Origin of the sequence: Halopenitus salinus (assembly GCF_042662125.1) — an archaeon.
Classification (GTDB): Archaea; Halobacteriota; Halobacteria; order Halobacteriales; family Haloferacaceae; genus Halopenitus; species Halopenitus salinus.
The window spans coordinates 95,675-113,065 of record NZ_JBHSXL010000009.1; the positions used below are offsets into that span (position 1 = coordinate 95,675).

The following is a 17,391-nucleotide window of genomic DNA, read 5'->3' on the forward strand; positions in this document are numbered from 1 at the left end:
CGGGAAACTACAGCGATGCCTCGGCGTCCTGCAGCATCCGAAGCCGGTAGAGGAACGACTCCTGATCGACTTCGACGTCGTCGAAGGTCACGATGTCGTCCTTCTCGAGGTCGGTGGTGACGGTCGCATCGTCGAGCAGCTCGAGGGGGACGTAGTCCTCCTCGGTGGCCGTCTCCGCGTCGACGAGCAGCCCGTAGACGGTGTATCCGCCCCCGCCGTCGAGTTCGTCGCCGGGCGCCAGGTCCTTTTTCGCGGCGCCGACGACCTCGGCCTCGCGGTTCTTCGGTACGCCGGTCGGCTCGTTTCGAAGCGCGGCGTTCGCCACGCTGACCGACGTCTCGGTGCCCGGGAGGTGGTGCGGGCGGTAGAACAGCTGGTATTTGCCCTCGCTGGCGATGTACATCCCCGACCCGCCGTACTGGTCGAGGTACTGTTGGACGCGCTCGTTGGGGGTCGTCGTGACGATCCAGACGCCGAACTCGATGTCGTTTTCGACCTGGGTCTCGTCGGGTTTGAGCGAGCTGATCGTGTCGACCACGCCCGTACGATCGAGGAGGCCGCCGTCCTCCTTGGGACGCATCTTCTCCGGGATGTCCTCGAGTTCGGCGGTGGGAAGGTGCATCCCCGGAACGTCCGGCTTCAGGCCGGTCGCGTTCGCCACCGCGCACATCTCGACGGCGACCTTCGTTCCGTCGAGGAAGGAGTTGTACATGTACGGGTTGAGCTGGTTCTCCTCGACGAACTCCTCGTCGAAGCCCCAGCGCTCGAAGACGTCCTCGGGGGTCCCGTAGCGGTACTCCTCGATGAACGGGTTGCCCTTTCCGGCGGCGACGACGTCGAGGCCGATCGTCTGCGCCCAGTCGTAGAGCTCCGCGAGGAGCGCCGGCTGGTCGCCGTAGGCCATCGAGTAGGTCACCCCGGCCTTCTCGGCGAGCCGCGCGAGGGTCGGGCCGACGACGGTGTCGGCCTCGACGGTGACCATGACGACGTGTGTCTCGTTCATGATGGCCGTATAGGCGTGTCGGGCCCCGAACTCGGGGATCCCGGTCGCCTCGACGACGACGTCGACGTCGGCGTTAGCCAGATCCACACCGTCGGCGATGACGGCCCGGTCGCCGCTTTCGATCGCCGCCTCGAGGGATTCGGTCCCGTCGACCTGTTCGATGAGCGCGTCGTCCACGCCCGCGTTCTGAAGCGTCTCTACCGCCTTGTCGGTCTCGATGTCCGCGAGCGCCGCGGTCCGCATGCCGGGAGCGCGTTCGACCTGATCGACCAGCCGCGTGCCGAACAGGCCGGCTCCGATGACGCCGACATCGATCGGTTCGTCGAGTTCCGTAAGCTGTGATGGGATGTTGAGCATTATGTATCGTCCGCTAGTTCCTCATGACTCGTCCGCTATCTCCTCGACGAGCTGGAGGTAGATCCCCTCGCTCGTCTCCTCGTCCATGTCGAGCAGTTTGCAGTCGGGGAAGGTCGGCGCGATGATCGGCTCGTCCCACGCCGGTTCGATCCCGCGTTCCGCGAGCGCGGCGACCGCCTCGTCCATGTCGTCGACCTCGTAGGCAACGTGGTTGAGTCCGTTCCCGTGCGTCTCGTGGAACTCCTCGATCTCCGGGTGTCCCCGGGGGAGCTGCACCTCGATGTAGGTCTCGCCGACCTCGAAGACGGCGGCGTCGTAGCCGGCATCGGGCATCTCCCGGTGGGCGACGAACGACATGCCGAGCGCGTCCTCGAAGAACGGGCGGTACCGGTCGAGGTCGTCCACGGTGTACGCCACGTGATGTACGCGTTTGAAGAGGTCCTCGTCGTCGAACATCACGGTCACTCCGAGAGCAGCTCGATCACGTTTCGGTCGGGATCGTACACGTAGGCCACATCGGCGCCGTTATCGAGCGTCTGTGGGGGATTGATGAACTCGACGCCCTCCGATCGAAGGTCCTCGTAGGTCGCATCGAGGTCGTCGACCTCGAGACAGAAGTGGGCCGCGCCGACGTCGTTGTTCGAGACCCCGCGGTTCGCGTCGTCCCCCGGGGGGTCGTGGTACTCGAGCAGCTCCACCGCACAGCCGTCCGCATCGAGGAATACGATGTCGACGTCCACCCCCTCGACGCCGACGAACTTGCTGAACTCCTCGCTCGCGAACGAGAGCTCGTCGACCACCTCCATGCCGAGGGTGTCCCGATAGAACGCCAGTGCGTCGTCCATGTCCGATACCGTCACGCCGTAGTGGTGCGCGCTTCCTATCATCGTGATCTCCGTTCGCGGTCGCGCCGCGGTTGCCCCGCAGTCGTCCTGCGGTGTGGTTTCGACTGCCGTGTCGGGAGGTCAGATCGGACCCGAGCCCGACAGCGGCTCGATCCGAAGCTCCCATCGAACGCGCCGTCTGTGTGCCGGCCGCCGATCGATGGTTCGCCTCGGACACAACCACCGTATTGGGGGATATATAGCTTACTATGGCAGTCGATGACTATCGAAGCACCTCGAAGACGGGAAGCCCCGTCGGAGGGGAGGAGATCCGGGTGAAGGGAGGAGATCCGGATGAAGGGAAAATCTCCGGGTGGGGGGAGAAGAGCAGCGGAACGAAACAGGTGAATGGGTAATGAGTTCTCGAAACGGGAGCGGTCCGGGCGAACGCGGGATCAGATGATCCGACCCTCGCTCTTCGAGCGTCCCTCCTCCGTGGATTCGATCTCGGCGTCGAACATGTCGGCGTAGAACTGGAGCAGGTCGGGGTGGGGGCGGTCGCCGTATCCGGCGTTTATTCCCTCGCGGTGGAACTGCTCGACGAAGTTTCCGAGCGGGAGGTAGGTCTCGTATTTGTCCGCGAGGCTCTTGAGCTCGACGAGGTCCTTGTGTGCGACGTCGAGGTGGAACTTGTTCCTGTAGACGCCGGCGTCCTCGTCGATCGCGAAGTGCCGTTCGAACTCCTCGAACTCGTTCGAGAAGAAGGAGTCCAGCTTGTCGTCGTATATTTGGGTGTAGTGGCGAAGCGTTCGATACAGCGTCGAGGGATCGACGCCGAACTCGTCGGCGAGGAGCAGCCCCTCGATGAAGATGACGAGCGTCGTCTGGCCGACGTGGTTGTGAATGAGCTTGACGAACTGCGCGTCGCCCACCTCGCCGATGTGGTAGACGTCGGTGGCGATGGCGGAAAGCACCTCCCGATTGTCGGAGATCCGGTCCGCGTCACCGCCGATCATGATGGTGAGTTCGCCCGTCTGCGCGCCGACCTCGCCGCCCGTGATGGGGCTGTCGTGGTAGTTTATGCCGGCGGAATCCGCCTGCTCGGCGAGCTCGCGTGCGGTCAGCGCCGAGAGCGTGCTCGTGTCGAAGACGTCGGTCCCGGCGTCCCCGTGCTCGACGATCGCATCGAGCGCGGCCCTGGAGGCGTCGGGGTGGGGCAGCGAGAAAACGATCGTCGAGGCACGCCGAGCGATCCCGACCACGCGGGGATCGACACCACGGTCTCGCTCCACGAGCCGCTCGGCGACGAGGTGTTGATGTACCTCGACGGTCCCCAGGGCGAGCTCCGGACGGTCATGCCGGTCGACTCCGAGATCGACGAGGGCAAGCACGCCTCGATCGTTCCACGGGTGGAGTCGCTGTACCTGTTCAACGAGAAGACCGGCGAGCGGTTCGTGCGCGGCGACCTCCAAAGTGACGCCACGGCCGAGGTCGTCTCGGACGCCGCGAACTGACCCCACAACGATCCGTCCCGACCCGGAGGACGCTCGTCGACGACCCCCGGTCGGGAGGCGTTCTTTATTGCTCGACTCCCAGAGAGGATAAAGACGTATATAATTATTACGATTACAACACTACGACAGTAATGCCGACCGGACGAGCGATACGTCGTCGACTCACGACGGCGCGAAGCGAATGGCGAACCCGTGGCCGACGAGGTTCGCCGAGCGATCAAAACGATCCGGACGAGGCGGGACTGGACGGCGGACGCGACGTCGATCGACCGATCAGTCGTCGGTGACGACCTCGATCTCGTGGCCGTCCCGGTACTTCGTGAACGCGTAGCGGTCGTCACACGATTCGGGATCGCGGTAGTCCTCGGCGTCGCGAGCCATGAGGTCCTCCCAGGTCCCGTGGAGGTCGTCGGTACGGACCGCCAGGTGGCCCCAGGCGTCGCCCATGGTGTAGGTCCGGTCGTCGTAGTTGTAGGTCAACTCGACGGCCATCTGCTCCTCGCTCGCCCCGACGGGCTTCATGAAGTAGTTCGCGAAGGTGTCGGCCTCCCACCGCTTGCCGGTGTAGGCGTACTCGAGCTTGCGGGCCCACCAGCCGAGCGCCTCGTCGGGGTCCTCGATCCGGATCATGGTGTGATCGAGGCTCCAGGGCGCGCCGTGGTCGCGCTCGACGATCTCGACCTCGTGGCCGTCGGGGTCCTTCACGAACGCGTAGTCGCCGCCGCAGGACTCGGGATCGCGGTAGTCGTCGACGCCGCCCTCCATCAGCCCCTCGTAGGCGCTCTCGAGGTCCTCGACGCGGACCGCGATGTGTCCCCAGGCGTCGCCCATCTCGTAGCTTCGCCCGTCGTGGTTGTAGGTCAACTCCAGCTTGGCGCCGTCGTCGGCCATGTCCTCCGGGCCGAGGAACACGTTGGTGAACGTGTCGGCCTCCCAGCGGCCCTTCTCCTCGTACTCGAGGTGGGTCTTGTACCACTCGAGGGATTCCTCGAGGTCCTCGACGCGCATCATCACGTGATCGAGTGACAGCATGTGGATGATCGGGCGTCGCGTGAGCGTAAAAGCGTACCGAAGACGAGGAAACGCGTACAAAACGAACTGGGCGTTGGGTCGCGTCGATTCTTGCCGAATTGGAGCGGCAGCGAGGCCTTGGAGGCGGGGCTCTGTGGTCCGTGGATCGATGTATCTAAACATATTTGAGATCAGTAATGTTTGCTATTCTATTTTTTAAGTTATATGTTCGATGGAGTTCCAAGCCCCGTGGGAAATCACCTGAAATCGGTCGCCGTCCTCAGCGAGGACAGCTCCCGAGTAATCGGCGTCATCGACGAGAAATTCGACACTATCGGATCGATGACGGCGATGTATCTCGACTGGAAACCATCGTGTCGTTTGTCGTCACGTCGAACGGACCCTGAAATCTCGAACTTTGCTCGCTTCAGGACCCACAGCACCGTACAGCCAGTCGTCATCGATGATGCAGATCACTGCCTCGTCAACCGCGAGCGGATCCACATTTACCGCCGAGATCGGATGTAAATCGGCGTTCTTCACCCGATCGTGAATAGAGACGTGACTACGTTTGAGCCAAATACATCTAAAATATTACTTTTATCCAATATTGATATGAAATATATTAACATCTAATCGCAACTCAAGTGATTCACTTCAGGTCCCGATCGCGCTCCGCGAACAGCGGATCGAACCACACGAGAGACTCGCCGAGGCGGTCGGATTCCGTCGCAGACGCGCAGAACTCGCCCGCTTCGTCCCCTAAATTAAACGTGAGCGGCGGAAGATCCCGAAACGGACTACACGAGCCCGTCGACCAGGATCCCCAGCTCGCGGAACGGTCCGGTTCCGTACGGCAATGCGATGTTCATGAAGTTTCTGAACAGTATGAACACCAAAACGGTGATGAGAACGCTATATATCGCCGCTCTGGGCATCGAATGGTACTCTAACGTCCAAAGGATCGCAAAGAGGAATCCCGGTGTTGCGACGAGGAACCCGACCTCCGGCAGGAGCAGGAAGTACGGGATCATCAACACGAGCGAGAGGACGAACCGACGGGTCTCGGGAGTGAACGCGGCGGGATTCAGACTATCCAGGGCGTCGCCGGTCGGGAGAAGCCCTCGAAAGTCGATGTCATCGCTTCGACGGTAGATGTTGAACGCGTTGAGCGCACAGGCGGCCATGATAATGACGAGGGCGATACGGGGCCAATAGGCGGCGCCGGGATCTCCAGATGCGGTGCTGACGCCCGAAAACCGGCTCGATCGGACGAACAGGAATATCGATATCACACCGATCGCCAGCGAGATGAGCAGGTCCACGGTGTCGTCGTACTCGTCGTCCCCGTCGAACGGCGACGTCTCGGGGGCCGAATCGGACATCACCGATCACCTCCGAGAGTGAGGAATCGGCGACCGACCGCGGTATCCTGTAACAGCGGGATCGTGAACAGGAGCACGGCGACGACGAGAAGCACCGCCGAGATCGGCCGCTGGAGGAATACGACGAACTCCCCGCTGGCCTTTACCAGTCCTCTGCGGAGACTGGACTCCGCGATCGGGCCCAACACGAGTCCGATGACGAAGGGGGCGATCGGGTAGTTGTAGCGGTCCAGGTAGAAGCCGGCGATGCCGAAAGCGAACATGACCCAGAGATCGAAGAGAATGTTCCGCGTGGCGAACGCCCCGATGATGGAGAAGACGAGGATCAGCCCGAAGAGGATCTCCTGTGGGACGTTGCGGATCTTGGTGAAGAGTTTGACGATCGGGCCGTTCATGAAGAGGATCATGACGTTCGCCAACAACAGCGCGGCGAAGATCGTCCACACGAGCGACTGGTTGTCGGCGATAAACGAAGGGCCGGGAGTGAGTCCGTGGAGAATGAACGCCGCCAGAATGACCGCGGTGGTTCCGCTCCCGGGGATCCCGAGCGCGAAGAGGGGCACGAACGCCCCGCTCGCCGCGGCGTTGTTGGCGGTCTCGGGCGCCGCCACGCCCTCCGGCACGCCGGTGCCGAACCGTTCGCGGATGTCCTGGGGTACGATCCGCTGGCCGAAGGTGTACCCGAACAGCGCGCCGGTCGTCGCGCCGGCTCCGGGGAGAATGCCGATCAGCGTTCCCGCGATGGAGTTGACCGACAGGATCCGCCGAAAGCGCTTGAAGTAGTGTAACGGCGGTCGCAGCGATCCGATCGAGGACCCCGCATCGTCGTCCGCATCGCCGATCATCTGTCCGCCGCTTTTGATCTGTTTGAGTACCTCTGCGACGGCGAAGACGCCGAGAATCACCGGGATCAGCTCCACGCCGCTAGTGAGCCGCTGGATGCCGAAGGTGAACCGCGGCGTCCCCGCCAGCGCGTCGAGTCCGATCGTGGCGGCGAGCACGCCCAACATCATCGTGATCACCGCCTTCGTGACGTTGCCGGCGCCGATCGTCGAGACCAGGGCGAGACCCAGGATGACGACGGCGAAGTACTCGGGATCCGAGAGGGTTCGCGACCAGGAGGCGAGCGTCGGCGAGAACAGGATGAGAATGATGACGCCGACGATACCGCCGACCGCGGAGCTGAAGACCGCGACGCGGATGGCCTCGCCCATTCGTCCCTGCTGGTTCATGGGATAGCCGTCCAGGGTCGTCATGATCGCCTCCGGAGCGCCGGGGACGCGGAACATGATGGCGCTAATCGACCCGGCATAGACGGCACCAACGTAAATGACCGAGAGCAACATGATCGCCGTGATCGGGCCCATCCCGTAGGTGAGCGGGATGAGCAACACGACGGTCATCGTCCCGTTGAGGCCCGGGATCGACCCGCTCATCATCCCCAAGAACAACCCGATGAGGAAGATGGCCATGTTGAACGGGGTGAAGATGTTCGCGAACCCGCCGAGCAGCTGTTCGACTACCATGATCCGTGTGTGGGTCCGGTGAGCCGATCGGGGGCGAACCTCGGAATTGCCCGACCGTACCGTTGTGGCGTGTACGCCCGGACGAACGGTGCTGCATGTCGGTCCGGGGCCCGCGATACCCACGTGTGAGGTTGTAACATCACGTAGGTCTATGTAGGACAGGTATTATTTAATTGTTGTGGTGGCGAACCGACGGACGTCACGGGGGACGCCCGACGAGCCGCTCGCCACGTGTCAGGATCCGAACGCCCCGGCCTCCCGAAGCGACTCGATCTCCGAGGAGGAATAGCCCGCCGCCCGGAGCACCTCGTCCGTGTGTTCACCCAGATCGGGTGCCGGGTTCTCGAACCCGTTGTCGGCGTTCTCGAAGTTCAACGGATGCTCGATGACCGGGACGTCGCCGTGTGTTTCGTGTTCGAGCTCGGTAAGGACCCCGCGAGCCTCGACCTGTTCGTTGTACAGCGCCTCCTCGACGGAGTTGACGGGTCCGGCGGGGATCCCCGCCTCCTCGACGAGCAGGTCCATCCACTCGTCCGTCGTTCGTTCGACCATCGACCGCTCGATTTCCGCCTCGAGCTCGTCCATGTGGGACACCCGGTCCGCGTTGGTCTCGAACCGATCGTCCTCGAGGAGTTCGGGGCGGTCGATCGCCTCACAGAACAGGGTCCAGAGCTTCGTGTTGAGACAGGCGACGTTGATGTATCCGTCGGCGGTCTCGTAGGTCTGATACGGTGAGAGGACCGGGTCTCGCGTCCCCATTCGACCGGTGGATTCGCCCGCGAACACCTTGCCGGCCTGTTTCGTCAGCCAGGGGATAGCCGCGTCCAGCATGCCGAGATCGATGTATTCGCCCTCGCCGGTCCGTTCGCGTCGATAGAGACTGCTCGAGATGCCGAAGGCGGCCCACATCGCGGTGATGAGGTCCGTCTGCGGGAGCCCGACCTTGACGGGCTGGCGGTCCTGTTCGCCGGTCACGTGCATGATCCCGCTCATGCCCTGGATCAGGAGGTCATAGCCCGGACGTTCCCGCCACGGCCCGGTCTGTCCGAACGCCGAAATCGCACAGTAGACGACGTCGTCGTTCTGCCGGCGGATCGACTCGTAGTCGACGTCGAGTTTCTCCGCGGTGCCGGGCCGAAAGTTCTGAATGAAGACGTCCGCCTCCGCCGCGAGATCGTAGAGCACCTCGGTCCCCTCCTCCGTCGTGAGGTCGATCTCGATGCTCTTTTTGTCGTAGTTGACCGTCCAGAAGTAGGGGGATTCCCCGTCAATGAACGGCGGTCCGGAGTGTCGATTGTCGTCGCCGACTCCCGGCCGTTCGACCTTGATCACCTCAGCCCCCTGGTTGGCAAGCATCAACGAGCAGAATCCACCGGTAACGAACGTCGTCAGATCCAGTACGACGATGTCCTCGAAGATCGTCTCACTCATGGCGTATCTACACGGCGACAGCAAGTATACATAAAGGTTGTGCACGGGTTCGGTTGCGACTCGACGAAGACGATCCCGGAGGGAACGGCCGGCGTTCGCACCCAGGATGAACGGATCCTCATCGGCGGCGGACGGACCACCCCTCCGCGGCGGCGGACCGTCTGACGGGACCGAACGTGTCTACCCCAAGATAAGAATAATTTATATATGATGACTTGAGATAAGTACACGCATGACGCAGGGATCACTAGAGCACATTACGGTTATCGATTTCTCACGGTTCCGTGCCGGACCGTGGTGTACGAACCTCCTCGGCGAACTGGGCGCCGAGGTGATCAAGGTCGAGCGGCCGGGAGTCGGCGACGCCGAACGGCACAGCTTCCCGGAACAGGAGGGGATGGGAGTCAGCTTCATCCCCCGTAACCGAAACAAAAAGAGCGTCACGATCGACATGAAGACCGACGAGGGGCGACAGCTCGTCGAGGACCTCATCGCGGACGCCGACGTCGTCGTCGAGAACTTCAGCCTCGGAGTCCTCGAACGGCTCGGCCTCGGGTACGACTACCTCCAAGAGGAGGTGAATCCGGGGCTGATCTATGGGTCGATCAAGGGGTACGGCGAGAAGGGCCCGTACAAGGACCGCAAGGGCGTCGACCTCGTGATGCAGGCCGAAGGCGGGCTGATGAGCGTGACGGGGACCGAGGATGGCGACGTCGTCAAGGTCGGACAGGCGATCGGCGACATCGGCGCCGGACTGTTCACGACGGTCGGGATCCTCTCCGCGTTGAACCACCGCGAACGAACCGGGGAGGGCCAGAAGGTCGAAACCAGCCTGTTCGGGACGATCGTCTCGTTCATGGAGGAGTACCTCACGATGTACGGCATGACGGGCGACGATCCGGGGCCGCTCGGGACGCGCCACCAGACGGGCGTTCCCTACGAGCTGTTCGATACGGCCGACGGGCAGATGGTGATCCACGTTCCGAGCCGGCGCTGGCAGGAGTTCGCGACGGACGTCCTCGACGCTCCCGACCTCGCCGAGTACGACTCACAGCAACAGCGGCAGGAACACTACGACGAGATCATGGAGGTCCTCCGGCCGAAGCTGCGCGAACGGACGACCGAGGAGTGGCGCGGGATCCTCGACGAACTCGGGTGTCCAAACGGACCGCTGAACCAAGTCTCGGACGTGGTCGAACACCCACAGGCACGCGATCGCGGCTACGTCTTCGAGTACGAGGACGAGAACATCGGCGAGGTGACGATGCAGGGCCACCCGTTCCACCTCTCGGAGACGCCGGGAAGCGTTCGGTCCGGCCCGCCGCTGCTCGGCGAGCACACGGGCGAGGTCCTGCGGGAGAAGCTCGGCCTCTCGGACGACGAACTCGAAACGCTGGTCGAAAAGGACGCGATCGCCGGCGACGTCTAGGTATTCGAACGCGAATCGGTCCGCCTATCTTCCCTCGAACTCGGGTTCTCTGTCGTTCATGAACGCCTCGACGCCCTCCTCGTGATCGCGGCTCTCCTTGGCCTGCTCCTCGAGTTCCTTCGACCACCGTTCCTCCGTTGGGGTGAGACCGTCCTTGTCCATGATGGCACGGATGATCCGCTTCATCCCGCTGAGCGAAAGCGGCGCGTTGCTCGCGATCGATTCGGCCATCCCGTAGGTCCGTTCGTCGAGATCCTCGCGGGGGACGACGTCGTTGAGCAGTCCCATGTCGTACGCCCGATCCGCGTCCACGAACTCCGCGGTGTAGAGGAACTCCTTGATGTCGCCGGGCCCGATGTGCGCCATTATCTCGCCGATCTCCCCGGCGCCGTATATCATGCCGAGTTTGGCGGGTGTGATACCGAACTGGGCGTCATCGACCGCAATACGGAGGTCACAGGAGGCGATGAGATTCATCGACCCGCCGAAGGTACCGCCGTTGATGCGGGCGATAACGGGATACTCGAAGTGTTTGATCGCCTCGATCATCTCCTCGAACTCGGCTTCCTCGGCTTCGACCTCGGGGCCATCGCCGTAATTTCGCTGATGATAGGAGATGTCGAATCCGGAGCTGAACGCCTTCTCTCCGGCGCCCGTGAGAACGAGACAGCGGACGTCACCACGCTCCTCGAGTTCCTCGACGGCGGCGATGATGTCCGCCAGAAGCGGGGGGCTCAACGCGTTTCGCTTGTCCGTATTGTCGATCGTGATCGTTGCAACTCGCTCGTCGACGTCAGTGCGAATCTGACCTGCCATCCGTTGTGGGGACAACTCCCTCATATATTAAATTTGTGTAGATCGAAGGACACCCATCCGCCGGATCCGGATCGGTCGCTCGAAAAAAAAAACCGGGTTCAAAGCGGGAGACGCCGATTCTCGACGGCGAGCCTCGAAATCGTCGGCCGCTATTCTCGAAAAACCCGTGGCTATCCCTCGTTGAACTCGTCGACGAGTCGACGTCGCTCCTCGGTGGCGAACTGCTCCCACCAGATCTCGGATTCGTGCTCGTGGGCCGTCTCGAGGTCGGGAGCGTTGGCACTGTGGTTGATCGCCTGCTTGGAGGCCTTCACGGCTCCCCGTCCCGTGTCCTGAATCGCGTCGACGATACCGTCGACCTCGTCGTCGAGGTCCTCACGCGGGACGACGCGATTCACGAGGCCGATGTCGTGTGCCTCCGCGGCGTCTATCAGCCCCGCGGTGTAGACGATCTCCTTCGTCTTGGGCTCGCCCACGAGCTGAACCATCCGGTAAGTGGAACCGCCCCCCGGGATCTGTCCGATGTCGGTCGTCGGGACGCCGAACTTCGCGTCGTCGACGGCGACGCGGAGGTCACAGAAGCTCGCGAGAACCAGCCCGCCGCCCACACAGTAGCCGTTGATCTTCGCGATCGTCACCGGATGGATCTCGTAGATGCGTTTGTACACCTCCTCGAATGCCATCCGCTGGCGGTCCTTCTCTCTCGGGTCGTGTTCCTCGGCCGGGCCCGCGTACTGTTCGATGTCCGCGCCGCTCGAGAAGGCGTCCTCGCCCTCGCCGGTGAGAACCACGACGTCGATGTCCCGGTTCAGCTGTATCTCCGAGAGGGCACGACTCAGGTCCAGGTACACCTCGGTGCTCAACGCGTTGTACACCTCGGGCCGGTGGAACTCGATCGTGGCGACTCCGTCGGCGACGTCTACGGTAATGCTCTCGTAGGCATCGTAACTTACCATGCGACGAGTATCCGACTAGGAGTACATAATGATTGTGTATGCGGAACGGCGGCGAAAGAACGGTCCGTCGAACGTCGGCATGTCCCTCACCCGGTCGTTCGGATCGGCGTTCGACGGTGCGGCGCGGAAACGAAACGGGCGGACGCGCGATTATGGGTCGTAGGCTTCCAGCGCCTCCTCGAAGAGGTCGACCATGTCAGCGAGATTCTCCATGTGCTCGGGTCCGGAGAGGTACCCCTCCCGAAGGTCGAGGTAGTTCGCCGACTCGAACTCCCGGTAGGCGTCGGTCTCCATCGCTTCCTGGACGATATCGGACCAGAAGTCGATCGCCTCCTGAGGAGTCCCGTCCTGGACGACGAGGGCTCGCTGGACGCCGAACTGAGCGTCCCATCCCGTGTCCTCGACGTTGGGGACGTCCTCGTACCCCTCGACTTCGTCCTCGATGCCGACGAAGAGGAGCTGGGCCTCGCCCTCCTCGACGATGGGCTCGATCTCGACGAGCTCGGCGTAGCCGCAGTCGATCTCGCCGGTGATGATGTCGTTTTCCATCTGGCCGGCATCGTCGTAGGCGACGATCTCCATGTGCTCGAGGATGTCCGCCTCCTGGGCGAACTGGATCGGAAACACCGCACTGTCGAGGCCGCCGGTGACGCCGAACTGGATCCCGTTCTCCGGTGCGCTGTCGACGAGTTCGTAGATGTCGTCGTAGGTGTCCTCGACGCCGCTCGTCCAGATCCAGCTGGTGTCGTACTGCATCCGGGCGATGCCCCCCCAGTCGTCGAGGGTGAAGTTCGCCGTTCCATCGGCGATGTTCGGCGCCAGGACGTTCGTGTCCGCGAAGATCGTGTGGCCATCGGCCGGTTGATCCATGACCGCCTGGGCGCCGTTCATTCCGCCGGCGCCCGTGATGTTCTCGACGTTGAGTTCGACGTCTATTCCGCGGTCACTGAGGATCTCCGCCGCCGGCTGGGCGACCTGTCGCACGGCGGTGTCGGTACCGCCACCGGCTCCCCACGGGACGACGAGCCGAACGTTCTGTTCGGGCTGCCAGCCGTCGTTTCCGCCGTTCCCGCCATTCCCGCCGTTTCCGCCGTTTCCGCCGTTCCCGCCGTTTCCGCCGTTTCCGCCGTTCCCGCCGTTCCCACCGTTTCCGCCGTTCCCGCCGTTCCCGCCGTTCCCGCTGCAACCGCTGAGGCCGGAGAGACCGACGGCACTCAGGATTCCGGCGTGTTTGAGGTAGCGACGCCTCGTGCTCGACGTGTCGTGTGATGGCTTGTCTGCCATGTGAGAACACATAGAAATGCCATTATTTATAATTTGTTGTTCGTGCGTGAGATGTCACGTTCAAAACCAATAGACGTTCCCAGGAACGGGGACACTGTCAGCGACTCTCGATCGCGGTTCGACGGACTCTCGATCGCAGTTCGATAACTGCACGCGGGCGATCGCTGTTCGTCGGGTGCTACTGCTTTCGCCGGGTGCCACTGCTTGTTTTCCGGCGCTACTGCATCGTACCCTGATCGCGGTACTCCGCGCCCAGCTCGACGTAGTGCTCCTGAATGCGACGGATCTCCTCGCGTTGTTCGTCCGTGATCGGGCGCGTCTCAGCGGGAATCCCGTAGGCGACGTGGCCCTCCGGGATGATCTGGTCGTGTCGGACGACGCTTCCGGCGGCGACGATGCTGTTGGATTCCACGGTGGCGCCCTCGAGCACCACGCTCGAGATGCCGATGAGCGAGTCGTCGCCGATGTCCGAATAGTCGATGACGACCCCGTGTCCAACGGTGACGCGATCGCCGATGTCGGACCCGTGGATCATGGAGAACTCCTGGACGTTGCTGTCCTCGCCTATCGTGACCTCGCCGCCGTCGCCCCTGAGGCAAACGAACGGCCACACGCTCGCGTTCTCCTCGACGGTGACGTCGCCGACGACGTAGGACATCTCCGAAACGAACGCCGAATCATCGATTTCCGGGGTGCTCCCGCGGATTGATCGGTTCATGATAGAGACCCACACCACAGTATTACTTATAATGATCGGTGGCGGCACCTTCGCGTGGTGAGACGCCGAACGGGAACTCGAACCGCTACCGGACGGTGGAGACGATCGCCGCTACCGAATGGTGGAGACGACCGGACAATCGGCGTTGAGCAGGATCGACTGCGCGACGCTGCCGAACAACGCCTTCCCGGTCGGGGAGCGTTTTCGGCCGCCGACGACGACGTACCGGGCATCGTTTCGCTCGGCATACTCGGTCACCATCTGGGAGGCCTCCCCGACCAATCCGACCGGTGTGTACTCGTCCGCGACGTCCGTTGCGACGTCGGCGGCGTGTTGGGACGCGAATTGCTTCACCTCGTCCATGGGGGCGGGCTGTCCAGTCTCCTCGTAGCTCGTCTGTTCCATCTTCCGGAACTTCGAGTTACTCAGCACGTGTACGACGTGAAGCGGAACGTCGAGGGCGGTAGCGAGGAACTCGCCCTCGGTGACCACTTCGCTGGCTTGTTCGGATCGATCGACTGCGGCGACGACGATCATGGACAGAAGGTTTCGGGGATAGGATATAAAAACACCGGATCGGTGAACGTGGCGCCCGGTGAGCGAATACGATCGTCTACAGCGTAGAACAGCAAGACATAATTGTGCCGTGTTCGACTCATCAGGTATGGCACCGTTCAACACAGATGGGAAGACGATCAAATCGACGAAGACTGCGTTCGACATCATAGAAATGATCGCGCGCGAGGACCGCCCCACGACGTCGCAGATCGCCTCGGAGATCGAATACTCCAGAAGTACGACGCACTATCACCTTCAGACCCTCCAACAGAACCGATACGTGGTCCACGACGGCGACGGATTTCGGCTCGGATTGCGGATCGCACACCTCGGAAACATGGCCGTTCGACAACACCGACTCGGCGGGATGGTCGAACAGGTGGCCGACGATCTGGCCGCGGACACCGGACGGATCGCGCAGGTTGCAGTCATGGAAGCCGGCGAGGGGGTCTGGCTGTACTCGTCGGGACATGCCGAACTCGAGGAATGGTCCACCGAGGTCGGTACCGGATTCGATCTCCACGCCACGGCCTACGGACAGGCGATCCTCGCGTACCTTTCCGAGGAAACGGCCGACGAGTGGATCACAGCCCACGATCTGCGGTCACATACCGAACGGACCCCGACGAGCCGTGACGCGCTGGAGGAACAGTTGAGCACCGTTCGAGAACACCGGTTCGCCTACAGTTCCGACGAGTTCGTGCCCGGAATAACCACCCTCGCAGCGCCGATCCTGGGGGAAAAGGAACGGACCATCATCGGTGCGATCGGGATCACCGACCACACGGATCGGATCGATGATCCCTACAGACATACCAAGGCGAAGCGGTTCTCGGACGAACCCCGAAAGCTCGTCCAGCGTGCCGCCAGGCTCACGAGCGACAGACTGAGCGATTGAACGGGGCCACAACGCGGATCTGATCGACGATATAGAACGGCTGGGTCGTTTGTCGAGGACGATGTGGCGCTTTCGACGGTTCTTCCCCGTCTCGAGGAGTTCCCCATTCGACAGCAGTACCACGGTTCGAGGACATGTAAAACGGATAATCTAAGAAGCTATGTGGTATCGGGGCGTTCGGTCGGGTATGACAACCGAGATCGCAGACGACGTGTACGGCTGCCTCATCGGGGGCGCGATCGGGGACGCGCTCGGCGCCCCGGTCGAAGGATGGACATACGAACGCATCGAAGAGGAGTACGGGACCCTACAGGATTTCAAGCAGTACGACATGCCGTACGCGAACACCCATGCGGGAGCGGTGACCAGCGACACCACGTTGAGACAGATCCTGAGTTTGGCGATCGTCGAGAACGGAAGCCGAGTTACGCCCGAGGAGTTCGGTCAGGTGTTCTGTGATCGACTCAATCCCGACCGGGTATGGATCAACGAGGAAATCATCGTAAACAAACTGAGCGCAGGCATGGACCCATGGAGCTCCGGAACCGGTTCCATACCCGACAACAAGATGACCTCCGCGATCACCCCCGTCGGGATCGTAAACCTCGGAGCTCCGACGCAGGCGTATCAGGACGGGTTCGTCCTGGCCTCGGTACTACAGGATGGGCCGGATCGACATGGAACGGCGACGGTCGCGGCAGGCGTCGCGGAGGCCATCACGCGGGGTGCGACGATCGACACGGTGTTGGCGACCATGACCGAACACGCGACCGGAAAGATGGATCGGGCGATGGACATCGCCATCGGGCTCGCCGAGGAGAGCGACACGCCGGAGGACCTGATCGAACGGCTGTACGACGAATTTCTCGACTGGAGGTGGCTCCCGTCGCGCTGGGATCGCGAAAAGTACCACGAAGGGGAGGTCTTCAGTGCGAATACGTTGGAGGTCGTCCCCGTCGCGGTGGCGATGTTGCGGATCTGTGACGGCGAGGTCAACCGGTCGATCATCGAGGGAGTGAACTACGGTCGCGATAGCGACGCCGTTGCGACGATCGCGGGAAGCATTGCGGGGGCACTACACGGGGCAGACGAGATCCGAAGCGACTGGAAGAGCAAATGTGAGACCGCAAACCGGGAGTTCTTCGCGGAACTCGAGGACGATCCCGATGCGGACTTTCGATCCATGGCGGATCGACTAGTGGGCGTACTGGAACGGGAGCGCGACCGGGCCGAGGAACGGGCCCGAATGCTCTCGGAGGTACTGGAGTAATTACAAACTTAGGTTTGTAATACCCTGGTGGGAGTACATCTTCGACCGCCAGGATTCGAACCCCGACATAGCATCCATCCAGATCCGATCCGGATCATAAACACGACCTAATGAAGCTCAGAAGTGCTCGGTGTGCCGGTCAACCACCGATTAGAGGAGTACGTCGCCGGTCGAAAACCCGAATTCACTCCCCGAAGCGAACGATCTGGAGCACATGGGACACCTTTACCAGATCTGGTTTCATGTCTAGATATAGTTTTATTGATATATAATATTACATATAGTATATGTAACAACATCAATATGTTATGTCGGGGCAGATCGGAGTAGCAAAGCATGGTCGTTACATGCGTTACTGGATTTGAAGAGCGCTACTCTCTGTATCGTGAGTAATGCCGGAGTTAAATCCAG

18 protein-coding genes are annotated in these 17,391 nt (G+C 62.0%); 5 read left to right on the forward strand and 13 right to left on the reverse strand.

The window, feature by feature from the left end; genetic code table 11:
• Positions 1–7: 7 nt before the first annotated feature.
• The 3 genes from ACFQE9_RS09890 to ACFQE9_RS09900 are packed head-to-tail and all read right to left on the reverse strand — an operon-like array spanning position 8 to position 2,247.
• Positions 8–1,360: an NAD(P)H-dependent oxidoreductase gene (locus tag ACFQE9_RS09890; RefSeq protein ID WP_379743957.1), complete on the reverse strand. Its 1,353-nt coding sequence runs from the start codon at positions 1,358–1,360 to the stop codon at positions 8–10.
• A 21-nt stretch (positions 1,361–1,381) separates the two neighbouring features.
• Positions 1,382–1,816, reverse strand: a complete 435-nt coding sequence (locus ACFQE9_RS09895; protein WP_379743959.1) for a VOC family protein — start codon at positions 1,814–1,816, stop codon at positions 1,382–1,384.
• A gap of 5 nt (positions 1,817–1,821) precedes the next feature.
• Positions 1,822–2,247 (reverse strand): VOC family protein, encoded by a 426-nt coding sequence (locus ACFQE9_RS09900; RefSeq protein ID WP_379743960.1) that lies wholly within the window; start codon positions 2,245–2,247, stop codon positions 1,822–1,824.
• 206 nt (positions 2,248–2,453) lie between these two features.
• Here ACFQE9_RS09900 and ACFQE9_RS09905 point away from each other — a divergent pair, with 206 nt between their 5' ends.
• The gene (locus ACFQE9_RS09905; protein ID WP_379743962.1) at positions 2,454–2,600 is read left to right on the forward strand and encodes a hypothetical protein; all 147 of its coding nucleotides are present in this window, start codon (positions 2,454–2,456) and stop codon (positions 2,598–2,600) included.
• A 39-nt stretch (positions 2,601–2,639) separates the two neighbouring features.
• Here ACFQE9_RS09905 and ACFQE9_RS09910 read toward each other — a convergent pair whose 3' ends face one another.
• On the reverse strand, positions 2,640–3,446 hold the full coding sequence (locus tag ACFQE9_RS09910; RefSeq protein ID WP_379743964.1) for an NAD(P)-dependent oxidoreductase: 807 nt from the start codon (positions 3,444–3,446) through the stop codon (positions 2,640–2,642).
• Here ACFQE9_RS09910 and ACFQE9_RS09915 point away from each other — a divergent pair.
• A complete protein-coding gene (locus tag ACFQE9_RS09915; protein WP_379743966.1) occupies positions 3,396–3,698 on the forward strand; it encodes a hypothetical protein in 303 nt (100 codons plus the stop codon). The genes ACFQE9_RS09910 and ACFQE9_RS09915 overlap by 51 nt on opposite strands.
• Positions 3,699–3,971: 273 nt before the next feature.
• On the opposite strand, the gene ACFQE9_RS09920 is transcribed toward ACFQE9_RS09915, so the two are convergent.
• From ACFQE9_RS09920 to ACFQE9_RS09935, 4 genes are all read right to left on the reverse strand, one after another.
• Positions 3,972–4,730: a VOC family protein gene (locus ACFQE9_RS09920; RefSeq protein WP_379743968.1), complete on the reverse strand. Its 759-nt coding sequence runs from the start codon at positions 4,728–4,730 to the stop codon at positions 3,972–3,974.
• A 779-nt stretch (positions 4,731–5,509) separates the two neighbouring features.
• Entirely contained in the window at positions 5,510–6,034 is a 525-nt protein-coding gene (locus tag ACFQE9_RS09925; RefSeq protein WP_379743970.1) for a tripartite tricarboxylate transporter TctB family protein, read from the reverse strand.
• A 59-nt stretch (positions 6,035–6,093) separates the two neighbouring features.
• Complete coding sequence (locus ACFQE9_RS09930) at positions 6,094–7,620, reverse strand: tripartite tricarboxylate transporter permease (protein ID WP_379743972.1); 1,527 nt, start codon at positions 7,618–7,620, stop codon at positions 6,094–6,096.
• Between the two features lie 234 nt (positions 7,621–7,854).
• Positions 7,855–9,051, reverse strand: coding sequence for a CaiB/BaiF CoA transferase family protein (locus ACFQE9_RS09935; RefSeq protein WP_379743974.1), 1,197 nt, complete (start codon positions 9,049–9,051; stop codon positions 7,855–7,857).
• A 232-nt stretch (positions 9,052–9,283) separates the two neighbouring features.
• Between ACFQE9_RS09935 and ACFQE9_RS09940 the strand changes: the two genes are divergently transcribed.
• Positions 9,284–10,480, forward strand: coding sequence for a CaiB/BaiF CoA transferase family protein (locus tag ACFQE9_RS09940; RefSeq protein ID WP_379743975.1), 1,197 nt, complete (start codon positions 9,284–9,286; stop codon positions 10,478–10,480).
• 24 nt (positions 10,481–10,504) lie between these two features.
• On the opposite strand, the gene ACFQE9_RS09945 is transcribed toward ACFQE9_RS09940, so the two are convergent.
• From ACFQE9_RS09945 to ACFQE9_RS09965, 5 genes are all read right to left on the reverse strand, one after another.
• Positions 10,505–11,296, reverse strand: coding sequence for an enoyl-CoA hydratase/isomerase family protein (locus ACFQE9_RS09945; protein ID WP_379743977.1), 792 nt, complete (start codon positions 11,294–11,296; stop codon positions 10,505–10,507).
• A gap of 170 nt (positions 11,297–11,466) precedes the next feature.
• Positions 11,467–12,252: an enoyl-CoA hydratase/isomerase family protein gene (locus tag ACFQE9_RS09950; protein ID WP_379743979.1), complete on the reverse strand. Its 786-nt coding sequence runs from the start codon at positions 12,250–12,252 to the stop codon at positions 11,467–11,469.
• Positions 12,253–12,402: 150 nt separating this feature from the next.
• A complete protein-coding gene (locus ACFQE9_RS09955; RefSeq protein ID WP_379743981.1) occupies positions 12,403–13,536 on the reverse strand; it encodes a Bug family tripartite tricarboxylate transporter substrate binding protein in 1,134 nt (377 codons plus the stop codon).
• Between the two features lie 217 nt (positions 13,537–13,753).
• Positions 13,754–14,254 (reverse strand): gamma carbonic anhydrase family protein, encoded by a 501-nt coding sequence (locus ACFQE9_RS09960; protein ID WP_379743983.1) that lies wholly within the window; start codon positions 14,252–14,254, stop codon positions 13,754–13,756.
• Positions 14,255–14,365: 111 nt separating this feature from the next.
• Positions 14,366–14,791: a universal stress protein gene (locus tag ACFQE9_RS09965; protein WP_379743985.1), complete on the reverse strand. Its 426-nt coding sequence runs from the start codon at positions 14,789–14,791 to the stop codon at positions 14,366–14,368.
• Positions 14,792–14,918: 127 nt separating this feature from the next.
• On the opposite strand from ACFQE9_RS09965, the gene ACFQE9_RS09970 reads away from it, so the two are divergent.
• Both ACFQE9_RS09970 and ACFQE9_RS09975 read left to right on the forward strand, forming a co-directional pair.
• Positions 14,919–15,710: an IclR family transcriptional regulator gene (locus tag ACFQE9_RS09970; protein ID WP_379743987.1), complete on the forward strand. Its 792-nt coding sequence runs from the start codon at positions 14,919–14,921 to the stop codon at positions 15,708–15,710.
• A gap of 187 nt (positions 15,711–15,897) precedes the next feature.
• Complete coding sequence (locus ACFQE9_RS09975; RefSeq protein WP_379743989.1) at positions 15,898–16,980, forward strand: ADP-ribosylglycohydrolase family protein; 1,083 nt, start codon at positions 15,898–15,900, stop codon at positions 16,978–16,980.
• The last annotated feature ends 411 nt before the right edge of the window (positions 16,981–17,391 follow it).

Excerpts from the sequence above, each read along its gene's own strand:
- ACFQE9_RS09890 (WP_379743957.1), bottom strand. The coding sequence starts at position 1,360 with ATGCTCAACATCCCATCACAGCTTACGGAACTCGACGAACCGATCGAT.
- ACFQE9_RS09895 (WP_379743959.1), bottom strand. The coding sequence starts at position 1,816 with ATGTTCGACGACGAGGACCTCTTCAAACGCGTACATCACGTGGCGTAC.
- ACFQE9_RS09900 (WP_379743960.1), bottom strand. The coding sequence starts at position 2,247 with ATGATAGGAAGCGCGCACCACTACGGCGTGACGGTATCGGACATGGAC.
- ACFQE9_RS09905 (WP_379743962.1), top strand. The coding sequence starts at position 2,454 with ATGGCAGTCGATGACTATCGAAGCACCTCGAAGACGGGAAGCCCCGTC.
- ACFQE9_RS09920 (WP_379743968.1), bottom strand. The coding sequence starts at position 4,730 with ATGCTGTCACTCGATCACGTGATGATGCGCGTCGAGGACCTCGAGGAA.
- ACFQE9_RS09930 (WP_379743972.1), bottom strand. The coding sequence starts at position 7,620 with ATGGTAGTCGAACAGCTGCTCGGCGGGTTCGCGAACATCTTCACCCCG.
- ACFQE9_RS09935 (WP_379743974.1), bottom strand. The coding sequence starts at position 9,051 with ATGAGTGAGACGATCTTCGAGGACATCGTCGTACTGGATCTGACGACG.
- ACFQE9_RS09940 (WP_379743975.1), top strand. The coding sequence starts at position 9,284 with ATGACGCAGGGATCACTAGAGCACATTACGGTTATCGATTTCTCACGG.
- ACFQE9_RS09945 (WP_379743977.1), bottom strand. The coding sequence starts at position 11,296 with ATGGCAGGTCAGATTCGCACTGACGTCGACGAGCGAGTTGCAACGATC.
- ACFQE9_RS09950 (WP_379743979.1), bottom strand. The coding sequence starts at position 12,252 with ATGGTAAGTTACGATGCCTACGAGAGCATTACCGTAGACGTCGCCGAC.
- ACFQE9_RS09955 (WP_379743981.1), bottom strand. The coding sequence starts at position 13,536 with ATGGCAGACAAGCCATCACACGACACGTCGAGCACGAGGCGTCGCTAC.
- ACFQE9_RS09960 (WP_379743983.1), bottom strand. The coding sequence starts at position 14,254 with ATGAACCGATCAATCCGCGGGAGCACCCCGGAAATCGATGATTCGGCG.
- ACFQE9_RS09965 (WP_379743985.1), bottom strand. The coding sequence starts at position 14,791 with ATGATCGTCGTCGCCGCAGTCGATCGATCCGAACAAGCCAGCGAAGTG.
- ACFQE9_RS09970 (WP_379743987.1), top strand. The coding sequence starts at position 14,919 with ATGGCACCGTTCAACACAGATGGGAAGACGATCAAATCGACGAAGACT.
- ACFQE9_RS09975 (WP_379743989.1), top strand. The coding sequence starts at position 15,898 with ATGACAACCGAGATCGCAGACGACGTGTACGGCTGCCTCATCGGGGGC.